This window comes from Micromonospora sp. NPDC005173, from assembly GCF_040608515.1.
Taxonomy (GTDB): Bacteria; Actinomycetota; Actinomycetes; order Mycobacteriales; family Micromonosporaceae; genus Micromonospora.
In genome coordinates, this window is record NZ_JBEXIK010000007.1 from 1 (window position 1) to 22,019 (window position 22,019).

Consider the following 22,019-nt stretch of genomic DNA (forward strand, 5'->3'; position numbering starts at 1 on the left):
GCGGCCTCAAAAGGGGCAGCGATCCCGAACGAGACAGACTCATCCCCCTCACCCTCGGCGAGGTCCGACGTCTCCTGGCACACCTGATCACCATCATCCGCCACCAAGATCATATCTGGCGATGGTCCCAGTGGCGACGCCGCCACCAATACCGCGCTCGAACCAGCCACTACCAGCGCAGACTCCGAACCTGAAAGTGCGGCTGGAGTACTAGCCCGGCATTCGCCTCGGCGGCGGCTGCTCGGTGAGCCAACGCCGCTCGACCCGTCACGTCCGGATGCAGCACGTCGTAGCTCAGCACATGTCCCGGGCTGCCCCGGCCTCGCCCATCCATGGCGTCGGGAGCCGGCCGCCGTTGTCCGCCTCCAGCGACCGCATCAGATGGTGCCGCGGGTGGTGCAGCGGCGAGATGAACTGCCTAAGGGACCTCTCGTAACGTCAGCGTCTGTGCGTTGAAAATGCTGGATGCCTGGGTGCAGGTGATCTCCTCAGCCCCGCCGGGAGTGGATCTTCCCATTCACGGGGCCGGAGCCCGTTCCCGGACGATCGGACGCCCTGAACCCAGCAGCAGGAGCCTGCCATCGGGCGGCCGGCTCCGCCGGTAGCGCGGCAAGAAGCTCGTCTGGTGTGAGACGCGCTGCCCGACGGCATCGCCACTCTACGAACTGGCCCGCAACAACCGCCTGGACTCGTGTCACCCCACTGCGCGTTTTGATGTGCAGCGAGGCGAGGTCCTGCACGAACCCGTCTGGTGGCGGATCCGCAAGTGTCCGTAGTGCGCAAACACCTTCAGCGGCGAGCGGTCCCGTCTTTCCGGCGAAGGCGACCCAGCCTGCGGCGCGGAGCCTGCACAGGAACGTGCGCAGCAACTGTTCGGTTGCCGACCTACTCCCCGCCCAAACAGGCCGCGTGACTGGCGCTCGACAGCAGACTTCCAGCGCCTGGAGCAGAACCCGCGTCGGCACAACGCTGCCGGGGCGCGCGGACAAGACGCGCAGGACTGCGATCCGCCATTGATCGCCTGTGAGTCCGAGGTCGTCCTCGTCCGGGTGAGGATCCTCGTCCACGATCAGTGGGAAGGCGACACCTTGCTCGTCCTCCCACCTTGCACGCTCCGCAACCCAATCCACGGCAGAGGCGGCTCGCGCTATCCGTGCCTGCACACGAGCCGCCTCTGCCTCCTGCCGTCTCCCCGACTCGGTGCGGGCCCGTTCCGCCTGCATCTCAGCAAGTGCGGTGAAATGCCTACGGTGGCGGGTTGCGTCCCCGAACTGCTCACGCACTCCAACCGGGAGTAGCCGCCCGGCCGCCGCCCTACACGTCGCCAGCGGCGACCACCACACCACCGGCTCCCTCTGGAGGCAGCAGCTGGCGATCATTGGGTCGCGGGTGGCCAGCAGACCGGTAACGACCTCTCCGTATGCGACGCCGAGGGCCTCGCCGAAGGGGTCAATGAACAGCACCGGTCTGTGCGCGGCAGCGACCGCCGTGAACAACGGCGACCACGCCAGCAGAGCAGCGTGCTCCGGCTCAGTGGCGTCCGATCCTGTGTGCCGTGCCCGCAGGTAGCGGGTGCCGCCGAACAGCCACACGTCGGTGATGCCTTCGCTCCTGTACCGGTCGTGTCGGCGCTGCCAGTCCTCGACGGTCATCGCCGCGAATTGCACCTCGTAGGCCAACTTTTCCCCGTTGCTGAGAATCAAGTACACGTCGGGGCGGGCGCCCGTCCTCGGTTTCTCTCGTATCCGGAAAAACCTGCGCGTCGGGGTAGAGCTCGCGAATCCGCGCAGCCAGCAGGTGCTTGGATGTGTGATGCGCGAGCGTCTCGGCGCCGTGGCTTCCGTCGGCCACGCGGTGGTAGAAGTGGTCGCGGCGCGAGCCGCCACGGGTACCGAACCTCGGGTCTGGGCAGCCGTCGACCGGGCATTGCAGAAAGCCGGCGTTCGCATCCCGGCGCAGCGCCGCTGCATCGCCTCTTCCGAGGCGCACCAGCGGCGCGTCTGGGGTGCGGCGTACGTCACGGGCGAACACCTGTGGGAGCCTGCCCCGCTCTCCGGCACCGTGTCTGCCCGTCACCAGTGGACGGTATCCAACCCTCGAAACTCCCAGCCTCATGCGTCGTGAAATACGACTTCGACGCGTCCTCGGTTCCGTTCACCGGGTCTGCGCGGCGAGCCGGCCTACCTCACAGCCGCAGGATTCTGCCGATCTGCGAACCCTGGCAGATCGTCGACCACCACCCACCCTTCCATCCGCCTGGCGGAGGTGACGCATAGTAACTCCAAAGCGGGTCTCATTGCCGATAGAGGCCAGCGTCTCGAGCGTCGGACGGACGGCAAGACTTGGACTTGGCTCAAGATAATGAGAAGAGTGTCGGCTGGGCAGTTCTCACTATTTTGAGCCACTGCAGGTCAGGGGCGGTTCAGGTGGCCCAGGACGAATGAGAAGGGACACCTGTGGCACCGGGACGGTGACTACCGGTACGGACATCGATGTGCTTTGGTGAGCACACACCACAACAGACCGCCTGGGAGCACAGATGATCAGGATTGCTCGGAGCAGCGTCCTGGCCGTCCTCACCGCCGCCGCCCTCACCGCGATGCTGGGGCTGCCCGACGTCGTCACGGCCGCGCCGAACCCCAGGAAAGTCCGGGTCTGCGCGCTGCGACCGCTGCCGCTGCCGGCTGATCTGAACGGTTACGCCCGGGTGGTCGACCCGACCGGTCGGTTCACCGCCGGCGTCGGCTACCGGGTCACCGACGACGACCGCCACCCGCTGCTGCTGCTCTGGGACGGCCTGGCGCGCCGGGACGGCCCTCCGCGCCGGCCGCTGGTCTGGGACGAGCCGCGCCTCACCATCGTCCCGACAGAGGCGGAGCTTCAACTCGCGAGCATCAACCGGCACGGCGTCATCATCGGCAGCGGTTTCGTCGACAACTCCCACCGGCCGTTGCGCTACCGCGACGGCCAACTGGAGTGGCTACCCATCCCGCCGACGGTCTCCGGCGCCTCGGCGCAGGGCATCAACTCCCGCGGCGACATCGTCGGCAGCGGCGCCGTCGAGGAGACCGAGACGTCCCTGCCGCTGCTCTGGCCAGCGGACCGGCCGGGTGGCGTCGAGGTGATCGACGCCCCGCCCAACGCCGGCGCGACGGAGATCCTCGACGACGGCACCATCGTCGGCAGCGCGGGAGGCTCGGGCGGTTCCCTGAGCTCCGGCTGGGTACGCCGCCCGGACGGAACGACCGTCCTGCTCACCGCGCCCGGTGCCCGGTGGTCCACTGTCTTCGCAGCCCAGGGAGACTGGGCGGTCGGCAGAATCGGCGCCGGCAGCCCGTACGAGGACAGTACCTCGGTGCGCTGGAACCTGCGGACCGGGCTGGCGGTCGCGGTCAACCCCGCGCTGGGGCCCGCATCCGACGTCAACGCCCGAGGCACGGTGCTCGGCGACCGGGCGGTCGACCACGACGGCCGCATCGTCCCGCTGCGCGGCGCCATCCCCGACGTCCTGATCATCTTCGGCTGGGCGATCGCCGACGACGGCACGGTCGTGGGCTCCACCAACGGCACCCGGCTCCGCCCGGCGCGCTGGATCGGCTGCTGACGAGCCGGATCACCTGTCCCCGCCCCAGACCGAAACGACTCGCAGCGGATGCGGGGCTGCGGGCGACCACACTGGCGCAGATAGACACAGATAGACGTCCTTGCCAGGGCGGTCCCCCGGGTGGTCGGGGTCCCCCGGGTCTTGTACCAGGTCCGGATTGACGGCTGGCGCATCGACGACAGTGTTGAAGTTCGATGCGGGCTAGCCTCCAGCCATGGGCGACGCCGCCAACCTGGAAGCCGCCGGTGCTGCGGTACGGCACCTGAGCGGCCTGCTGGCGGACGTCTGGTTGGCGGTGGACGCTCCGGACCACGTCGGTGGGCGCTGGATGGAGATCTGCCGTGGGTCGCCGGTCGACCCGGTGTTCGTCTGCATCGACGCCATGAGCAACGTGCTGCACGTGCGGTACCTCGACCCGGAGAACCTCTCCATCGTGTACCTGCCCGGCTGGTACTACGAGGTGGCGACGGCCGCCGCGCTGGGCCGGCCGCTCGACCCGTCCGCCGTGACCGTGCTGGATCTCCCGACCGCGCGTCCGCTCGCCTTCGACCTGACCGTCGAACACAGGATCGGGGGTGCGGCGGAGACCGTCACACTCCCCCAGGGCCGCGAGCCGGTCGAGTACGAGCCACTCCCCTTCGGGTACGCGTTCGCGCCCGCGCGCGGCTTCGGTATCACCGATGCGCTGGCGGGCACCGACCCGGCGACGGACCGGTCGGCGATCTTCCACTGGGGTGCGATGTCGCTGCGGGTCGCCGCGGCGCCGGGCGTTACGTTCGAGCAGCGGCCGCTGCTGGGCGAGGTCGCCCTGGGTGTCGTCCGGGCGGCCTACCGTCCGGGTGACGGCACCGTCACCTGCGATCAGGCGCTGCGCTTCGAGTTCGAGCGGCACCGTCATCCGATGACGGTGCCGCCGCTCGGCGCGCCGTTGCGTGCCGTACCGCTGGCGGAGCCGGACATCGTCGCGAACGCCGTCGCCATGGGCCGGGCACTCGGCGAGCCGCAACCCGTGGCGGTGCAGGAGACCTGCCCGGACGGCGTCGACCTGGTGCTGATGAAGCCGGACCCGCGCCGGCTGCCTCGGGGAACCCCGTGGAGTTGGCAGCCGAACTGGCTGGTCGAGACGGCGAAGGTCGTCGACGATGCCGTGTTCGCGATGTTGATGAGCCTGCTCGACACCTACGTCCAGTGGCTCGGCGGGTTGCCGGAGGCCGCACCCGTACCGATCCGCATCCGTGTCGATCCGGCGAGTGCGGACGACCGCTTCGCTTATCGACTCGATTTTCTGGACGTGGACGGCGAGGTGTCCCCCGAACCGCCGGACACGACCGCGGCCTTCGCGCCGTGCTTCCGGTTGACCGTGGTCCGCACCGAGAACGTGCGGGTCGTCCTGGACCTGCCCCTCGGTGCGGCGGGTGAATCGGACATCGACGGTGTCGTCCAGTACCGCGAGAAGGTCGTCACGCATGTCGACGACGTGCCGCTGCTGATCGCCGACGGCAAGGTTGGCACCGAGGCCGTTCTGGAGGCACGGCCGGCGACGATCGAGGAGCTGGTCCACATCGTCGTGGCGGTCGGCGAGTTCGTTCCGTTTCCGCCCCTGCAGGTCATGTACGACCTACGTGACCTGGGCAGCGTGGCGGCGTACGTGCTGACTGGGAAGAATCTCTACGGCGAGCCGATGGGCGGCCTGGAGGCGGCGATCACCCTCGGTGGTGTGCTCCTTCCCGAGGTCGCCGAACGGGCGGTCGGCTCCCTGCTCGCCTCGGGCCGGCGGGTCACGACCCTCGGCGACGATCCCGGCCGGCGTCTGCGGGAGGCGGCGGAGGCAGTGGTGCCCGACGACGCGGCGTTGGCCCGTTCGCTGGTCGAACGCGTCGAGGGTCAGCCATGACGCGGGTGCCGGCCAACGCCGGTCTGTCCGTACCGGAGCGGCTCGCACTGCTGGGCCAGCTCCAGCGCATGACTCCCCAGGCCCGGGCGCTCCTGAGGCCGGACGTCCCGTCGCCTGCGTTCCTGCGTGATCCCGAGCAGCTGATCGACCGGTCCGGGGTCTGCTTTCGGTCCGGTTTCCTGCAGCATGCCTTCGAGGCGGCGCGCCGGGACTTCCCGGGCATGTCGATGGAGGGGTTCCTGGCCGCCGCAGGTCAGGGGTCGCTGCTGTCCGGTGTGGTCGACGCGCTGCTCGGGGAGGCGTCCGCGACGCTGCTGCGTACGTCGGATCCGGCGCGCTACGTCGACGCGCTGCGGCGGGCGTACGCCGATTTCCGGACGGTGTCGACGCCGTTCGACGGCGGGGTGTCCTATGGGTCCTACCGCTACCACGAGGGTTTTCACGTCGAGTTGCCCGATGATCTGAACGTCATGCCGATGAACGCTCCGGTCAGCCCGGGCCTGCGCTACCCGGCGTACGGCGCGGTGGTCACCGGCCGGGGCAACCGCTCGATCAGCACGGTGCTGGCGTCGCGGGTCTGGGACCGGGAGATCCCGTTGACCGCGCGGGGTCCGGAGCTGTTCCGGGAGCTGCAGGTGCGGAGCTCGGACGAGTTGCACGCCTGGGATTACGACCCCGACCTGCTGATGTCCGAGGTGCAGATCGCCCACATGATCTCCACCGGGGACGCCCCGATCTACCGTTTCTCGTTCGAGACGGGGCCGCCCAGCGCCCGGACGGTCACGCAGGCGCGTTGGGAGCTCGCGGCGCGGTTGGAGGACGAGCGGATCCTGACCGGCGACGACGCCGAGCTGCAGCGGTTGTGGGATCACCACGGCCGTAGCGCGACCGCGCCGCGCGGTGATCCGCTGGACGTGCGCAGCCGCTACGGCCGTGATCCGTACTTCCGGCTGTCCCGCGATGAGTTGTTCGAGACGGCCATGCGGCTTCCGTCGGCGCGGAACGTGGCCATCCGTGTCTACGAGTGGGAACACGCGAGGCCTCAGCGGTTCATCAAGGAGATGCAGCGCTGGGTTCGGACGTTGCGGAAGAAGCTCGACGAGGATCTGTGGAGCAGCCGGCTGTCGATGCTGACCGGGGCGAGCGAGCCGGCCAATCTGCACCTGCTCTCCCCACGGGATCACGCGCTGACCGACCTCTACGCCGGACGCATGATGGGCGGCATGACCCGGCTGGACCGCTGGGGTAACCGCGTGGTCCCGACCGTCGCGGAAGAGGCCGACTACGACTATGCGGCGCGCGCGCAGGACTACACGTCCACGTACGGCGCCACCGCGGAGCCGTTTCCCCTGACCGACATCGCCCGGGTGACCGAGCCGGTCATCGCGTTCGACCAGCGGACCCTGGCCGAGCTGATGGCCGCGCTGCGGGACGACGAGTGGCAGCGGGCGCTGGCCTCGACACCCGAGGCGGCCGGGGCCTGGAACGAGCTCGTGCGACGACTCAACAGCCAGGTCGACCGCTACGGCATGCCGACCGCGCTGCGCCTGCCCCAACTCTGACTGGAGGATCGGCCATGCCGGCAACACCAGAGGCCACGCTCCGTTTCGTGCAGTTGCGCCGGGCGGGTGACCCCGCGGGTGCTGAGGACGGCGCCTGCTCCACTGGACCGAAGGTCATCGGACCGGTCCTCGACTTCCGCGACGACTGGTCACCACCGGTCAGGAATGCGCTGGCCAGCCGCGACGTCGAGCAGGCCTGGGCACTGTACGACGCCCGGAGGAAGGAGCAGGACGACGCGATCGAGGACCTCGGTCGGTTGGCCCTGGCCCTGTTGCGGCGGGCCGCCGTCGACTCCAGCCTCACCGTCGGGAAGCTGCGTCAGGTCATCACCGGGTGGGCGGCCGAGCGGCAGGTGACCTCGGAACAGCTGCGCGGTCCGACAGCCGCCCTCACGCGCTGGACCGTGGACATGACCGCCCTCGGCCGGTTCCTGGGTCGGCCGCGCGGCGTGGCGTCGACCGTCCTCCTGCGGCTGCTGCGCGGCATCACCCTGATCCGTCTCGCTGGCAGCGACGCCGAGGACGTCTGCCTGGTCCGCTCGCTGATCGGTGGCCGCGACCTGGAGTTGCCGCCCGCACCGAAGCCGGCGCCGCAGTTCGACGCCGACGTCGGCTACGCCCAGCACTTCGGAGACCTGGCCGTTCACGCCGGGCGTCTGCTTGCCCGGGCACGCGTCACCGGTAATCCGGATCCGACACTCGCCGACGTCCAGGCGGCCGGCTTCGCCGACCTCGTCCCGGCCATCGAGGCGGCGTCCCGCGGCGCCACCGAACTGGGCGTGCCGGCCACCGCCACGCTGCGCGCCCTGCGCAAGCTGTTCGACACCGAACGCGAGGCTGCCCGCCGTCGTGCGGACCGGCGGGCTGAGGCGATGGATCCGGGGCGGCTGGTCGAGAGCGGGCCCGTCGTCGTCGGTGACGACATTGAGTACGTTCCGCCACGGGTTCCGGTGCTGAGCGCGCAGGCGCGGGTCGCCGGCCGCGGCGACCTCATGGTCATCCGGACCGTGCATCTGCGCTACGAGTTCGGCGAGATCTCGCACGTCGAGAACGTGCTGGCCAGCGAGGTACGCGGTCGCACCCACGTGGTCGACACCAGCACCCGGGAGTCGGTCACCACGTCGACGCAGTCGATCGCCGAGACCACCCAGGAGCTGGAGACCACGGATCAGAACAGCCTCGATCGGGCGCTGACCACCGCTGCCACCCAGAGCACCTCGATGTCGTTGGGGGTCAGCGTCTCGGGCGGTTTCGGCCCGGTTCAGGCCGGCGTCGACATCAACGCCGACCGGTCCACGACCACCGCGAGCAGCATGAGTTCGGCCGTGTCGTACTCCAAGACCCTCACCGAGCGGGCTTCCGAGCTGCTGCGCAGCGAGGTTTCCGAGCGCCGCGCCATCACCAGCACGACCCGGGTGACCGAGACCAACGATCACCGGTTCGACAACGCCGACGGGTTGGCGAACATCACCGGCGTCTACCGCTGGCTCACGAAGGTCGACCAGGCTCAGGTCTACAACTACGGGGAACGGCTGCTGCTCCAGTTCATCGTGCCTGAGCCGGCCGCCGTGCTGGTCTACCTGGCGCAGCGGAGCAGCGACGAGGGTGCGGTCGCGAAGCCGGCCGGTTGGTTCCTCGACGTCGCCGACCTCAATGAGGAGAACTACGCCGAGAAGGCGGCGCGCTGGGATGTGGTCGGCGTCGAGCCACCGCCCGAGCCGGAGGTGTCGGCCACCGTCACGTTCGCCGACCCGCCGGCGCGGCCGTTCGACTACGCCCAGAACTCCACTGACAAGTCGCAGCCGGAGTGGGGTTACAGCTCGTACGTCGGTGAGGTTATGGTGCCGGCCGGCTACGAGGCCACCGAGGCGTACGTGACCACCACCTGGGGGCTGGTGGACGGCGAGTACACCGCGGAGGAGGGCAGCCCGCCGCAGGCTGTGCAGATCGCGATCGGTGAGAAGCGGGTCAGCAGCAACGACGGCGGTGACGGCCAGATGCACGTCCCGCTCGACCAGGTGCTTCCCGGGCCGCTGCCCGTCGGGATCAGCGCCGATCAGCGTGGTGGTCTCACGGTGGTGGTGCGGGTGCGTTGCGAACGCACCACCACCGCTTACGAGGCCTGGCGGCTGCGGGCGTACGAGGCGATCCGGGCCAGCTATCTGACGCAGTTGGCGGCCTACGACAACGACCAGCGTCTGCGGCTGGCCCGCGCGGTGTACCGGTCCGAGCAGCCGTCGGAGATGAACCGGCGGGTCGAACAGTTGGAGTTGAAGCGGGCTTGCCAGAGTGTGCTCTTCGGCCACGAGTTCGACCAGTTCGGAAGTCTGACCTTCCCGGCTGACGAAGCCCCGCGCATCAACCGTCTTGAGATCACGGCGGAGGCGGACCAGATCCAGTTCGGTGAGGACCTCTTCGACTGGGAGAACATGGTCTACCTGTTCTACCCGTACCAGTGGGCCGGCCGGGAGCGGTGGGCGACGCTGCGGACCCGGACCAGCTCGGACCTTGTTCATGAGGCGTTCCTGCAGGCCGGTGCCGCTCGGGTGACGGTGCCGGTGCGTGCCGGCTACGAGCATGCGGTCGGGAGGTACCTGGAGACGTCGCAGATCCCGGTGCTGACGCCGCGCCCGTGGCGGGACGGCAGGAACCCGTACCCGCCGATCGAGGACCTGATCGGCGACGCCCTCGACCGCCCGGGTGAGGAGGTCGCCGTCGACGAGCCTTGGGAGGTCTGCACCCCGACGGCGCTGATCTGTCTGCAGACGGGATCCGAGCTGAATCCGGAGCCCGCGTGACCGACGGGCTGTCCTCAGGTGCGGGTTCGGTGCAGCCAGTCCTGGGTGAGTGACCGCAGCAGCGTGGGTTGTTCGAACGGGAGGTAGTGCCCGGCCGCGTCGATCGCGGTGAAGGTGCCGCGGGGATAGTGGCGCATGGCGTGGAACTGGTCGGCGTAGCCGACGATGCCGTCCTGTCGGCCGGTGATGACGCTGACCGGACCGTCGAAGGCGATGTCGGCGTCCTCGTCGGGAAGGGCGTAGTCGGTGCCCGCGCGGAGCTCTTCCTGGAACTTCTCGTCGCCGGGGCCGCCGGACTCCAGTGCCGCGAGCACTGTCGCGACGACAGCCGGCGTGCGGTGACCCAGCGCCACGTTGAGGTGTGCCCGCAGTCCGGTGGGGGCGGCGTCGAGCCAGCCCGGGGGCGCTTCGGGTGGATCGAGCTCGGGCAGGGTCCGGCTTGCTGGCGCGATGGTGACGCCCGGGCAGACGAGGAGGAGACCGCGGACAAGCTCGGGCCGCTGGCGCGCTATGCCGGCGGCCAGGTAGGCGCCGTAGGACGCACCTGCGAGCAGGACCGGCGCGTCGACGTGGCGGTCGAGCCAGGCGCACACGGTGTCCAGCACGGCCTGGGAGGCGGGCCGGCAGGTCACTGGGGAGTCGCCGTGGCCCGGCAGATCCACGTACACCTCTCGCAGGCCCGCGCCCGCGAACGCCGGGCCGAAGGCGGCGGCCGTGGCGGCGCGCGTCGTGCTGAACATGGGAAGGCAGACCACTGTTGGTCCGGCTCCCGCTGACTCGTCGACCGCCAGGTTCATGTGGGGATCCTAGCGAGCGTGTTCGCCCTCGCCGCTGGCCCGGATGTGGGCGGGCGTACGCGGGGGTCGATCAGGAGGGGCGTGCCAGTCAACGTCGGAGAATCGGTCGCCCGCGAGCTACCTGCCGTGACCGCCAGCCGCCCTGTCTACCCGAGGCGCAGCGCCGCACGGTTCGTCTGGTCGCGTTGCGGAGTGGCGATTCCCGCTCCCCCGCTGGTTGGGCCAAAGAGTGGACGGCTGCAAGATCGCGGCCCCGTAGAATCAGGGCATGCCTGAGGCCCAGCCGACCCCGCGGTTCCGTCAGCACGCGGCGAAGATGGGCGAGCTGGTGGCCCGGCAGATCCTGGAGGACATCGTCGAGCAAGGGCTGACCGCTGGGGCGGCGCTTGCCACAGAGGCGCAGATGCTGCGGGCGTACGGGGTCAGCCGCGGCACACTGCGCGAGGCGCTGCGGATTCTGGAGATCAACGGCCTGGTGCGGGTCCGGCCCGGTCGCGGCGGCGGACCGATCGTCGGGGCGGTCGATCCGCACACCTTCGGCCGGACGATGGCGTTGTTCATGCAGATGGGCCGGACCCGGTTCGGTGAGCTGGTCGAGGCACGCGTGATCATGGAGCCGATGATGGCCAGGTTGGCCGCCCAGCGCCGTGACGCCGCGCACCTGCGCGAGTTGGCCGAGTCGATGCGTGAGCACAGCATGCTGGAGGAGCGCGACGAGGCCAGCTATCTGGTTGTCATGCAGCGTTTCCATGGTGTGGTGGCGGGCTTGTCGGGCAATGGGGTGCTGGATCTGTTCGGCCGGGCGCTGAAGGAGATCTACACCGAGCGGGTCGTCGCGGCCGAGCGTCGCCCGGAGCGCTGGGAGGACGTGCGGCGCGAGCACCAGGCGGTCGCCTCGGCGATCGCCGACGGGGACGGGGCTGAGGCGGAGAAGCTGATGCGGGCGCACATGACCGCCCTGGCCGATCACCTCGAACGCGACTACACCGGTCTGCACGACGAGGTGATCGGCTGGTGGTGATGTCCGGTCAGGACAGTGCGCTGGAAAGCACCGCCTGCACCGGCGTGTCGTCCTGGTCCACCCGCCAACTGGTGTCCTGGTCGCGCCAGTCGGTGCCGAGGGTGGACACCGCCGGCATCACCTCCCGGGCGAACAGGGTGAGGTGGTCGCGTACCTCGTTGCTCGTCATGTCGCCGGCGTGGTTCATCAGGATGAGGTGCCCGGCGCCGGTCTCCTCGTACAGTCGGTGGATTTGCGCGGTCACCTGGTCGGGGGTGCCGACTAGCAGGATGCCGGCGTCGATGAGGTCCTCGTAGCTCATCCGGCGGACCGCTCCGAGCCGGCCTTGGAGTGCGGCCACGGCCGCGGACGGCGGAAAGTAGCCGGGTGGGCTGGCCGCGCCGAGCCGCAACTGGCCGGGCTTGAGGTAGTACATGAGCTTGCGGCCGATCTCGCGGGCTTTTTCCTCGGTCGGGGCGACGTGGCACAGGGCCATGTAGGCGAACCGGTCCGGGCCGGGTTCAGGTTGGCCGGCTGCCACGGCGGTTCTGCGGTAGAGCCGGAAGGAGGTCGCGGTGTCGTCGTACGTGCCGAGCAGGTTGCACAGGGTGTAGCCGTGTGTGGCGGTCCATTCGACCAGTCGGGTGGAGGTGCCGCTGATCCAGATTGGCGGGTGCGGTTGTTGGTACGGTCGTGGCCACACGCTGACGTACCGGTAGTGGTAGTGCTGGCCTTCCCAGGAGAAGACGTCGCCGCTGGTCCACGCCTTCTTGATGAGGTCGTGGGCCTCGATGAACATCTCCAGGTTGTGCACGGGGTTCTGGTTGGAGGGGAACGTTTCGCCCTGGACGCCACGGACGAAGCCGCAGTCGATGCGGCCGCCGCTGACCGAATCCAGGTAGGCGATCTCCTCGGCGACTCGGATGGGGCTTTCCCGGTGCGGCAACGGGGTGCCGAGTACCAGGACCCGGCCGCGTCGGGTGCGGTGCAGCACTGACGCGGCGCTGAGGGTGGCCGATACCTGCAGGGTCGACGCCGACTGGTGGTGCTCGTTGACCATCAGGTCGAAGCCGAGTTCGTTGGCGAGTTCGTACTCGTCGAGGTACCGCTGGTAGAGCTCGTGGCCGAGTACCGGGTCATAGTACCGGTTGGGCATGAAGTACTTCAGTCCCCGGTTCGCCTCTTCCGCCTCGGGTGGGACGAACGGGTAGGGCATCTCGGTGAAGTGGTAGAGCCTCACCGGGCATCTCCCCTCAGAAAGGACCGGACCAGCCGGTGGAACTCGTCGGGACGCTCCAGGTACGGGTAGTGCCCGGCGTCGGGCAGGTCGACGAAGCGCGCCGACGGCAGCAGGTCGGCCAGTGCGGCGCTGTGCCGCGGCGGAACCAGCCGGTCGCGGGCGCCGGCCAGTACCAGCGTTGGCATGGTGGCTAGGTGTAGCCACCGGTGTAGCCGGGGGTCGTGCAGGAAGGGTTTCCAGGCGTATCGCGACAGGGCGGCTCGGTCGGCGAACGCCTGCTCGTATTCGCTGTCTGTCAGGCCGGTGGGAAAGCCGGGCATTCGCAGGTCGCGGCAGGCTGCCGGGTCGGCCCAGCCCAGCTCGACCACCTCGGTCGGGTCGAGCAGCAGGATGTCGGCGAAGTCGCGCTCGGTTGGCCCGGACAGTTTCACCCCGTACGGGGAGACGAGGACGAGTGAGGCGAACTGGTGTGGTGCGCGTACCGCCATTTCCAGGGCTATCCAGCCGCCGAAGCCTGCGCCTGCCAGGTGTAGCGGGCCGGTGGCCGGGGCGCGTACCAGCTCGGCGGCGGGGCCGGACAGGTAGTGCTGAGCGAGGTCGGCGACGGTGTCCCATCCCTGCGCGGTGTCGTCCAGTGGTGTGCCGAAGCCGGGGTGTCGGGGCACGACGACGTCGAGGTCGCCTGCTAGGAGGCTCAGCGCGCCGACCGGTCCGGGTAGCACGTCCACGTCGTGGAGGAACAGCAGTGTGCTCACGGTGCGCTCCCCTCGGTGAAGAATGTCTGTAGCAGGTCGGCGACCGCTGCGGGCTGGTCGAGGTTCGGCGCGTGTCGGGCGTCCATCCGGTGTACGTGCACCTGTGCGGACAGGTTCTCGAAGTGTCGGCCCCAGTCCGGTTCGAGTAGGTCGTCTCGGGTGCCCTCGACCACCAGTACCGGCACGCGGCAGTCGCGCAGGGGGGCTGGCCAGTTGTCGGGGCCGTCCGGCTTGGGCAGCGTGGGGTGGCGCAGGCGGGAGGCGAGGCACGCCGGTACGTGCCCGGGTTTGCGGGTGTTGGCATACCGCACCTGGACGGCTTCGTCGAAGCCGGCGTAGTCGTCGGTCATGAGGGCGACGAGGCGGTGGACGTCCTCTTCGGTGCCGTCGAACCGGCCGAGTTCGCTGGTTCCCTTGGTCGACCGCCACGGGCCGCCGGTGCCGCAGATGCTCACTGCGGACAGGGCTGGCAGGGTCGGTGTTGCCGTGGCCAGTGCTCGCAGTACGAGGGATCCGCCGAATGACTGGCCGGCGAAGTGCGCGGCGTCGACGCCGAGGGCGGCGCAGAACGCGGCCAGGTGGGCGGTGCGGAAGGAGTACGGCGACCGGTCCAGGTAGACGACCTTGTCGGTGTCGCCGTATCCGAGCATGTCCGGTGCGAGTACCCGGTAGTGCTCGGCGAGGATGGACATGACGCCGGCCCAACTGCCGATGGCGTCGCCGCCGAACGCTCCGTCATGGACGAGAACGACGGTGCCCTGTGGCTGCCTGGGCGCGCATTCCCAGTAGCGGGTGGTGAACCCGCCGGCTTCGACGGTGTGCGTACGTGGTTGGGCCATCGTTCCTGCCTCCGGGTGTGCTGGCTGCGGTTCGCGGTGCGTCGTCCACGGTCCGGATCCGGGCCGTTAGAGGTCGTCGGTCTGGAAGGTGCCGTAGCGTCCGCTGAGGTAGAGCAGTGGCCGGGCGTCGGTCTGGGATCGGGCGTGCAGCACCTCGCCGCACAGGATCCAGTGGTCTCCGCCCTGGTGCACGGCGGTGGCGCGGCATTCAAGGACTGCGGTGGTGCCGGTGGCCAGGGTGGGTACCGATGTGCGGCCGGCGACCACGGCCGCGGCGAGTTCGTCGAGGTCTCGGCCACGGGCGGCGAATGCCTGCGCCCAAGTGGCGCGGTCTGCGGCGAGGTAGTTGATGCTGAACCGGCCGGCTCGCTCGGCCAGCGGTGCGAGGCCGGTCTTCTGGTCGACGGCGACCATCACCATCGGTGGCTGACCGGACAGCGAGGTGGCGGAGGTGCAGGTGATGCCGGTGACGCCAGCCGGGCCGCCGGGCACGAGCACGATCGCCACCGGTGCGGGCACCTGCCGAAAGGCGGCCCGGAAACGGGGGGTCTCGACGAGGCGTTCCCGGCCGGTCAGGTCACGGCTGGTGGGGTTCATCGTGCCTCTCCCCTGTCGGTTGGTTGTCGACTCGGCTCAGCCACATGTGGTGCACGTCGGTCCGGCTGGTGAGCCGGTCCGCTGCCGGGCTGCCGCCGATCACCACCGCTGAGGCGACCCAGTCGGCACAGGCGCCGGTGTCGGCAAGGACCGTCGTCTGGGTGATGTCGGAGGTGGCCGGCTGTCCGGTTCGCGGGTCGATCAGGTGGTGTCCGTCGGTGCCCCAGCGGCGTTTGCCCGTGCCGCTGGTGGCGATGCCGCCGTCGCGTACCAGCAGTACCTCGCTGTTCGGCAGTTCGACGGGCCAGCCGTCGCCGTCCGGGCCGGGCCCGCGGCAGGTCACGTCTCCCCCGATGCTGGCTGCCGAGTTGGGGCCCAGCCAGGTGACGACGTCGTCGGCCCACCTGCCCTTCGCCAGTGCCCCGACGTCGACGCTGGATCCGGGCGCCAGCCGGGCCGTGTGGCCGCGCAGTTCCAGCACCGAGGCCAGCGGTGGCACTGACATCGGTGGCGCGGGCGGTGCGGCGGGCGGGGTTCCTGTCGCCCATGACCGTACGTAGCCGGCGGCGAGCAGCCGCGGCAGCATCGCCACATTGACCAGGCCGGCGCTGGCGACGGCCACCACCAGTGCGTGCCGAAGCATCGCGTGCAGGTCTTCGGAGATGTCGTGCCAGTGCCCGGCGGCGGCGTTGAGCTGGGAGAGTTCGCTGTCGGCGCGGAAGCGGGAGTATCGCTCGTCCAGTGCCCGCAACCGCCGTTGCACCTCGGTGAACGGCGTGGCCGGTGGCCCGTGGCTGGCCAGCGTCACGTCGCAGGTGAACACCTGGCAGGTGTGCCGCTGCACGGTGGGGAGGTGGGTGCGGTGTTGCGTCAGTCCGATGGACGCGGCGTTCATGTGGGCTCTCCCTTCACCGCCAGCCTTAACATGCTAAACATGATAATGTTTAGGAACAAGGGGTCGGCCGGACAGTTCACGCCGGCCGACCCCTTGTTTCGCGGGCCACGTGCTCCGGGTCCACGCCGGTTAGCGGCCTGCCGCGGCCCGGTCCAACACCTCCCGGGCGCTGCGGGCGACCGCCGCGTCGATCATCCGCCCGTCGGCGGTGACCGCCACCCCCGAGCCGTTCTGTTCGGCGCCCGCCAGCCGGTCGACGATGTCTTGGGCCGCCTCGACCTCCGCCACGGCCGGCGAGAACACCCGGTTGACGACGGGCACCTGCGCGGGGTGGATCGCTGTGCGGCCGCGGAATCCCTGACGCAGCAGCAGCCGGCTGGTTGCCTCCAGTCGGTCCGGGTCGCGCAGGACCGTCTCCGTCGGGCCCACTGGCGGGGCGAGGCCGGCCGCCGCGCAGGCCAGGACGGCGCGCGAGCGCAGCGGCCACAGCTCCACCTTGTCCGGACCAGGTTGCAGGCACAGTTCGGCCGCGAGGTCCGCCTCCCCCAAGCCGAGGCGTTCGACCCGGGGAGCGGCGGCCACGGCCTCGGCGCGCAGCACGCCGCCGGCTGTCTCCAGCAGCGCGAACACCGCCACGCGACCGACCGGGAGGCCGTGATCCCGTTCCGCGTCGCCGAGTAGCCGGTGCACCTCGGCCAACAGGTCAACGTCGGCCTTCGGCACGACCACGCCGGTCAGGTGCGGGCCGGCCACCGCGGCGATGTCCGCGGCCGGCGTGTCCGAGTTGAGGCGTACCCACCATTGGGGAGCGCCGGGCGCCGCCGCGGTACCGGCGAGGAACACGCCGATGGTGGTCCGGGCGGTGGCCTTGTTCGCCGGTGCCACCGCGTCCTCAAGGTCGAGGATGCAGGCGTCGGCGCCCCGGGCCGCCGCACGCGTCACCTTGTCCGGTTGGTCGCCCGGCACGTACAGGTAGCTGCGGGCGGTGGTCCGGGGTGGCCCGATGGCGGTCACGGCCGGGTGGGGCGGGCCAGGTACCGGCCGCGTGGCTGCCCGACCACGGTGCCGTCGCGCAGGATCTGCTCGCCGCGCAGGAAGGTGTCGGTGACCCGGGCGGTCAGTTCCATGCCCTCGAACGGCGTGTAGTCCTGTGCCGAGAGCGACTCGTCGGCCCGTACCGTCCAGGTGTGGTCCGGGTCGACCAGGCAGAAGTCGGCATCCAACCCTTCGGCGATGGCGCCCTTGGTGGCCAGCCCGAAGCGACGTGCCGGCGCCCATGAGGTCAACTCGGCGACGCGGGCGTACGACAGGCCGCGCTTGGAGCCCTCGCTGATCAGGCCGGGCAGCAGGTACTCGGCCCCGCCGAAGCCGGATTTGGCGACGAAGATGTCGTCCTTAGGCTCGCCGAACTTGGTCTCGGCGCGGCAGCACGCGTGGTCGCTGACGACCCAGTCGAGATTGCCGTCGAGCAGGTAGCCCCACAGCGCCTCCACGTCCTCGCGGGGACGCAGCGGCGGGTTGACCTTGCCGCCGAGGCCGTACGCGGTGTCGATGTCGGCCAGCAGGTGGCCGATGGTCACCTCACGGCGGAAGTCGACGTGCGGGAACGCCTGGGCCATGCGCATCGCCGCGTCGACCGCCTTGGCCGACGACAGGTGCAGCAGGTTGATGGTGGGCAGGCCGGTCTCGTGCGCGAGGTAGGCGGCGATGCTGATCGCGAGCCCTTCGGAGTGCGGTGGCCGGGAGGCGCTGTACGCGGCCAGGCCGGTCAGGGCTCCCTCCTCCTCGACCAACCGGGTGTACGCACGCATGATCTCGGCCGTCTCGCAGTGCAGGGACAGCGAGATCTCGTCGGCCAGGTCGGGGAACTGCTCGCGGGCGGCCTGCACGCCGCGCATGACGAACTCGAAGTGGGCGTAGTCGTACCGGGCGTCCGGCGGGATCATGAGGAAGGAGCTCTGGTCGGCCGAGCGCCCGTGCAGCCCGTGGCCACCGTAGAACATGAAAACCTTGAACGAGGTGACCCCGTGGTCGCGGACCAGTTCGGGGATCTCGTCGATGTGCTCGGCGGTCATCGGCGCGACGTGGAAGGCGAAGTCCACGTAGGACTTCTGGTCGGTGGCGGTGCGCACCTCCGGGAAGAATTCGCGGTACGGTCCGCCCTTGTTGAGGTAGTACTGCCCGGTCCGGATGTAGTTGATCGCGGAGGTGACGCCGCCCTGCGCGCAGGCGCGGCTCTCCGTGCCAGTGTCCTCGGCCAGCGGGTGGTAGATGCCCCAGTGCTGGTGTGCGTCGACGACGCCCGGGAAGGCGAGCTTGCCGCCACCGTCGACGACGGCTTTCGCGCCGGTGGGGTCGATCGCCGACGCGAGGCTTGCCACCCGGCCGTCGCGGACACCGATGTCCAGCGCCGCCGGCTCGGTCTGGTCGTGCCGCACCACTCTGACGTTCTTGACTACGAGATCGAAAGGTTCCACGGTGTGCTCCTGATGTTGGCGGACAGCGGAGTGGGGGGGGTCAGTCGGAGCCGGTGCCGGTCCGTAGTCGGGCCAGCGGGCGCAGCAGGTCGCCGACGTCGGTGACGTCGGCAAGGCCGAGAACCGTAGCCACCACGTGGTCGGCGGTGTCCGGGTCGACCCGCCCGGCGACGTTGTCCCGGAACTTCAACGCCAACTCCGCGTCGGACAGCGGCCGCTGCGGGCCGCCGCGGTTGGTCAGCACCGCCTCGCGCCAGGTCCGTCCGTCGTCGGTGCGTACCGCCACGACGGCCGGGAACTGGTGCGGGAAGATCTTGGTGCACTCGTCGTCGGGGACCACGTCGACGCACGCCATCAGCGCCCGGCGCCGGGGGTCACGGGCCAGGTCGTCGGTGAAGTCGCCCAGCCCGAGGCCCAGCCCGCCGCCGCCGAGCAGGCCGGCGACGACCGCGTAGGGCCCGCTGAACTGGGCCTGGTAGCCGGTGTCCGGGGCGCGCTTGGTGGCGATCGGCTCCCCGATGGTGCGGATGACCGCTGCGGGTACCCGCAGTTCGATGTGCTCGATCCGGTCCACGGGCACGCCCTGCGCGCGCAGGGCCAGGCCGGCGTCGATGGCGGCGTGGGTGAAGTGGTTGGCCGGGTACGGCTTGAAGAAGATGTCCGGCACCGCCCACCGCTCTCCGAGCACGTCGGTGACCTGGTCGTGGTCGGCCTCACCGCGCAGGAAGGCGGTGAAGAAGCCGAACCGGCCCTCCAGGACGGTGGGCGGCCCGGTGAAGCCGCGCCGGACCAGGTCGGCGGCGGTGACGGCGCTGTGTGCGGCCCAGCCGCAGTGCAGCCGCTTGACCGTGCCGCCGGTTCGGTTGGCCTCGATCACCCCGGAGGCCATGGAGGCGGTCACCCCGAGCACGTCCAGCAGCCCGTTCTCGTCGAGGCCCAGCAGCATGCCGGCGGCGACGGCACCGCCCATCGCGCCGCAGATGGAGGTGGCGTGCTGGCCGTGCTCGAAGAACACCGAGTTGTTCAGCACCGGATCGAAGCCGGCCATCCCCAGCCGTACGGTCACCTCGATGCCGACCGCGACCGCGTTGGTGAGCGCGGCGCCGTCGGCGCCGGCGGCCTGCGCGGCGGCCAGGGCCGCCGGGACCACGGCGGCGCTGGGGTGCAGCACCGAGGGCAGGTGGGTGTCGTCGTAGTCCAGCGAGTGGGCGAGTACGCCGTTGCCGAACGCCGCCTGCGCCGCGGGCACCGGGTCGGGCAGCCCGACGACGTGTGCCTGACCGCGCCCGCCCTGGTCGGCGACGTAGTCCAGCGCGGCGCGGCTGGTGGGCAGCCGGTGCGCGGCCACGCACAGTCCGAGGATGTCGAGAACCCGTTGGCGCACGCTGGTGGCGAGCCGCTCGGGCAGTGGCTCGGCGCCCGTGCGGGCGGCGAAGGCGGCGAGTTGTCGGGCGAGGGTCTGCTCAACCATTGACGATCACCGCCAGCGGGCGAACCGGCGAGCCGGTGGCGCCGAAGATGGCCAGGGGCGACAGCACGAACAGGAACTCGTGCACGGCGTCGGCGGCCAACTCCTCCAGCGCCATCGTCTCGATGATGTAGACGCCCCGCTCGACCAGCAGCACGCGGTGGGCCGGTAGGACGCTGTGCCCGGCGCCCGGTCGCAGGCACTCGAAGGCGATCGTGTCCGCCCCGGCGGCATGTATGCCCTGGTCGGCGAGCCATGTGGCGCCGGCCGCGCCGACTCCGGGTACGCCGGTGCCGTGCCCGACGTACCGGGTGCGGTCCTCGTGGTCGAACAGTTGTCCCCAGCCGCTGCGGACCAGCGCCACGTCGCCCGGCCGGACCGGGGTGCCCTGCCGCTCGGCGGCGGCCGACAGGTCCTCCGGCGTGATCTCGTATCCGGGAACGCAGCCGTCGGGCAGGCCCAGGGCGGCCGGAACGTCGAGCAGCACGCCACGGCGGACCATCGGGGCGATGGTGTGCGCACCCAGTTCGGCGTAACGCCCACCGCGGCCGGCTGCGGCGGCGTCGGAGCCGTCGAACAACCGGCCGTCCTGAGACACATGCGAGAAGGCGTCGACGTGGGTTCCGACGTGGGTGCCCATGGTGATGATGTCGTTGGCGGCGGAACCGCCGTCGGGTCGTACCGAGTCGCCGTGCCGGCGGGGCAGGGCGTGCCAGAACGGCGGGTGGTTCGGCGACTGCGGCATGCCGATGGTCAGGCGACGGCCCAGGTCGTACACCCGGACTCCGGCGTTGACGGCGGCCAGTAGCGCCCCCGTCCCGGTCGCCGGGCTGGTTTCGGCGGTGATGCTCGTTGTGGTCACGACAATCCTTAGCTTCGGTGGTGGCGGCCGTCAGGCCACGATCTCCCGGGCGCGCAGCTCGGCGATGGTGTCGGGGGTGCAGCCGAGTTCGTTGACGAGAAGATCGTCGGTGTCGGCCCCGAGGGGCCGACCGGTGAAGCGGATCCGGCCTGGCGTGTCGGACATACGCCACAGCACGTTGTGCATCAGCACCTCGCCGAGGTCGGGGTCGCGGACGGTGACGACCATCCGGGCGGCTTGGACGTGTTCGTCGGCGACGATGTCGCGGGCGGTGTAGACGGGCGCGACGGCCGCGCCGGCCTCTTCGAACGCGCGCATGACCTCGTCGCGGGTACGCGCGGCGATCCAGCCGCCCACGTAGTCGTCGAGGAGGTCGGCGTGCGCGGCCCGCTGACGTCCGGAGGCGAACCATGGTTCGTCGATGACCTCGGGGTGGCCGACGAGGCGTAGTACCCGCTCGGCGATGGACTGCGCGCTGGTGGACACCGCCACCCAGTCGCCGTCCTTGGTGCGGTACGTGTTGCGCGGGGAGTTGTTCGTCGACCGGTTCCCGTGCCGGTGTTCGATCACGCCGAGCTGGTCGTACACGGTGGGTCCGGGACCGACCGCCATCATGATCGGTTCGAGCAGGCTCAGGTCGACGACCTGGCCCTTGCCGCCGTTGCGTTCGCGGGCCCACAGCGCCACCATCGTGGCCGAGGAGGCGGCGATGCCGCAGATGCTGTCCGCCAGGCCGAACGCCGGCAGCGTCGGCGGTCCGTCCTCGTCGCCGGTCAGGTGGGCGAAGCCGCTCATCGCCTCGGCGAGCGTGCCGAAGCCGGGTCGGTGCGCGTAGGGGCCCTGCTGGCCGAAGCCGGAGATGCGCACGACGACCAGGCCGGGGTTGATTTCCTGTAGTTGCTCCGGGCCGATCCCCCACCGTTCCAGGGTGCCGGGGCGGAAGTTCTCGACCAGCACGTCGGCGGTGGCGGCCAGGCGGCGCAGCAGGTCGGCGCCCTCCGGTGTGGACAGCTTGAGGCCGACTGTCCGCTTGTTGCGGGAGATCTCCTTCCACCACAGCGGGTTGCCGTCCTTGGCGTGGCCGTGGCCGCGCATGCTGTCGCCGGCGACGGGGTGTTCGACTTTGATGACCTCGGCACCGAAATCGCCGAGGATCTGGCAGCACAGCGGGCCGGCCAGGATCGTCGAGGCGTCGATGACACGGAGTCCGGTCAGCGGTCCGTCGTGCACT

At 70.3% G+C, this 22,019-nt stretch carries 18 protein-coding genes; 6 read left to right on the top strand and 12 right to left on the bottom strand.

The window, feature by feature from the left end; all coding sequences use genetic code 11:
* Positions 1-488: 488 nt before the first annotated feature.
* Positions 489-1,652 carry a hypothetical protein gene (locus tag ABZV00_RS10965; RefSeq protein WP_355604263.1) on the bottom strand — a complete coding sequence of 388 codons (1,164 nt, stop codon included), beginning with the start codon at positions 1,650-1,652 and terminating at the stop codon, positions 489-491.
* Between the two features lie 37 nt (positions 1,653-1,689).
* Between ABZV00_RS10965 and ABZV00_RS10970 the strand changes: the two genes are divergently transcribed.
* The 5 genes from ABZV00_RS10970 to ABZV00_RS10990 all read left to right on the top strand — a co-directional run bounded on the left by ABZV00_RS10970 (position 1,690) and on the right by ABZV00_RS10990 (position 9,858).
* Positions 1,690-2,124, top strand: coding sequence for a hypothetical protein (locus tag ABZV00_RS10970; protein WP_355604265.1), 435 nt, complete (start codon positions 1,690-1,692; stop codon positions 2,122-2,124).
* Positions 2,125-2,539: 415 nt separating this feature from the next.
* On the top strand, positions 2,540-3,604 hold the full coding sequence (locus ABZV00_RS10975) for a hypothetical protein (protein WP_355604268.1): 1,065 nt from the start codon (positions 2,540-2,542) through the stop codon (positions 3,602-3,604).
* A gap of 214 nt (positions 3,605-3,818) precedes the next feature.
* The gene (locus tag ABZV00_RS10980) at positions 3,819-5,498 is read left to right on the top strand and encodes a hypothetical protein (RefSeq protein WP_355604271.1); all 1,680 of its coding nucleotides are present in this window, start codon (positions 3,819-3,821) and stop codon (positions 5,496-5,498) included.
* Positions 5,495-7,060 carry a hypothetical protein gene (locus ABZV00_RS10985; RefSeq protein ID WP_355604274.1) on the top strand — a complete coding sequence of 522 codons (1,566 nt, stop codon included), beginning with the start codon at positions 5,495-5,497 and terminating at the stop codon, positions 7,058-7,060. Before ABZV00_RS10980 ends, ABZV00_RS10985 begins: the two co-directional genes overlap by 4 nt.
* Positions 7,061-7,074: 14 nt before the next feature.
* Positions 7,075-9,858: a hypothetical protein gene (locus tag ABZV00_RS10990; protein ID WP_355604277.1), complete on the top strand. Its 2,784-nt coding sequence runs from the start codon at positions 7,075-7,077 to the stop codon at positions 9,856-9,858.
* Between the two features lie 14 nt (positions 9,859-9,872).
* Here the strand turns inward: ABZV00_RS10990 and ABZV00_RS10995 are convergent, their stop codons facing one another.
* Positions 9,873-10,655 carry an alpha/beta hydrolase gene (locus ABZV00_RS10995; RefSeq protein WP_355604279.1) on the bottom strand — a complete coding sequence of 261 codons (783 nt, stop codon included), beginning with the start codon at positions 10,653-10,655 and terminating at the stop codon, positions 9,873-9,875.
* 268 nt (positions 10,656-10,923) lie between these two features.
* On the opposite strand from ABZV00_RS10995, the gene ABZV00_RS11000 reads away from it, so the two are divergent.
* The gene (locus ABZV00_RS11000) at positions 10,924-11,676 is read left to right on the top strand and encodes an FCD domain-containing protein (protein ID WP_355604282.1); all 753 of its coding nucleotides are present in this window, start codon (positions 10,924-10,926) and stop codon (positions 11,674-11,676) included.
* Between the two features lie 7 nt (positions 11,677-11,683).
* On the opposite strand, the gene ABZV00_RS11005 is transcribed toward ABZV00_RS11000, so the two are convergent.
* The 10 genes from ABZV00_RS11005 to ABZV00_RS11050 form a co-directional block, all read right to left on the bottom strand.
* Positions 11,684-12,895, bottom strand: coding sequence for an LLM class flavin-dependent oxidoreductase (locus ABZV00_RS11005; RefSeq protein WP_355604285.1), 1,212 nt, complete (start codon positions 12,893-12,895; stop codon positions 11,684-11,686).
* A complete protein-coding gene (locus ABZV00_RS11010) occupies positions 12,892-13,650 on the bottom strand; it encodes an alpha/beta hydrolase (protein ID WP_355604287.1) in 759 nt (252 codons plus the stop codon). Before ABZV00_RS11010 ends, ABZV00_RS11005 begins: the two co-directional genes overlap by 4 nt.
* Complete coding sequence (locus ABZV00_RS11015) at positions 13,647-14,489, bottom strand: alpha/beta fold hydrolase (protein ID WP_355604290.1); 843 nt, start codon at positions 14,487-14,489, stop codon at positions 13,647-13,649. The genes ABZV00_RS11010 and ABZV00_RS11015 overlap by 4 nt, the downstream gene beginning before the upstream one ends.
* A gap of 66 nt (positions 14,490-14,555) precedes the next feature.
* On the bottom strand, positions 14,556-15,086 hold the full coding sequence (locus tag ABZV00_RS11020) for a flavin reductase family protein (protein ID WP_355604293.1): 531 nt from the start codon (positions 15,084-15,086) through the stop codon (positions 14,556-14,558).
* Positions 15,067-15,981: an FAD:protein FMN transferase gene (locus tag ABZV00_RS11025; RefSeq protein WP_355604296.1), complete on the bottom strand. Its 915-nt coding sequence runs from the start codon at positions 15,979-15,981 to the stop codon at positions 15,067-15,069. Before ABZV00_RS11025 ends, ABZV00_RS11020 begins: the two co-directional genes overlap by 20 nt.
* A gap of 129 nt (positions 15,982-16,110) precedes the next feature.
* Entirely contained in the window at positions 16,111-16,995 is an 885-nt protein-coding gene (locus tag ABZV00_RS11030) for a CoA ester lyase (protein WP_355604299.1), read from the bottom strand.
* Complete coding sequence (locus ABZV00_RS11035) at positions 16,992-18,458, bottom strand: dihydroorotase family protein (RefSeq protein ID WP_355604302.1); 1,467 nt, start codon at positions 18,456-18,458, stop codon at positions 16,992-16,994. The genes ABZV00_RS11030 and ABZV00_RS11035 overlap by 4 nt, the downstream gene beginning before the upstream one ends.
* A 40-nt stretch (positions 18,459-18,498) precedes the next feature.
* Positions 18,499-19,929 (bottom strand): MmgE/PrpD family protein, encoded by a 1,431-nt coding sequence (locus ABZV00_RS11040; protein ID WP_355604305.1) that lies wholly within the window; start codon positions 19,927-19,929, stop codon positions 18,499-18,501.
* Complete coding sequence (locus tag ABZV00_RS11045; RefSeq protein ID WP_355604308.1) at positions 19,922-20,788, bottom strand: cyclase family protein; 867 nt, start codon at positions 20,786-20,788, stop codon at positions 19,922-19,924. Before ABZV00_RS11045 ends, ABZV00_RS11040 begins: the two co-directional genes overlap by 8 nt.
* A 30-nt stretch (positions 20,789-20,818) precedes the next feature.
* Positions 20,819-22,018 carry a CoA transferase gene (locus tag ABZV00_RS11050; RefSeq protein ID WP_355604311.1) on the bottom strand — a complete coding sequence of 400 codons (1,200 nt, stop codon included), beginning with the start codon at positions 22,016-22,018 and terminating at the stop codon, positions 20,819-20,821.
* Position 22,019: the final 1 nt, after the last annotated feature.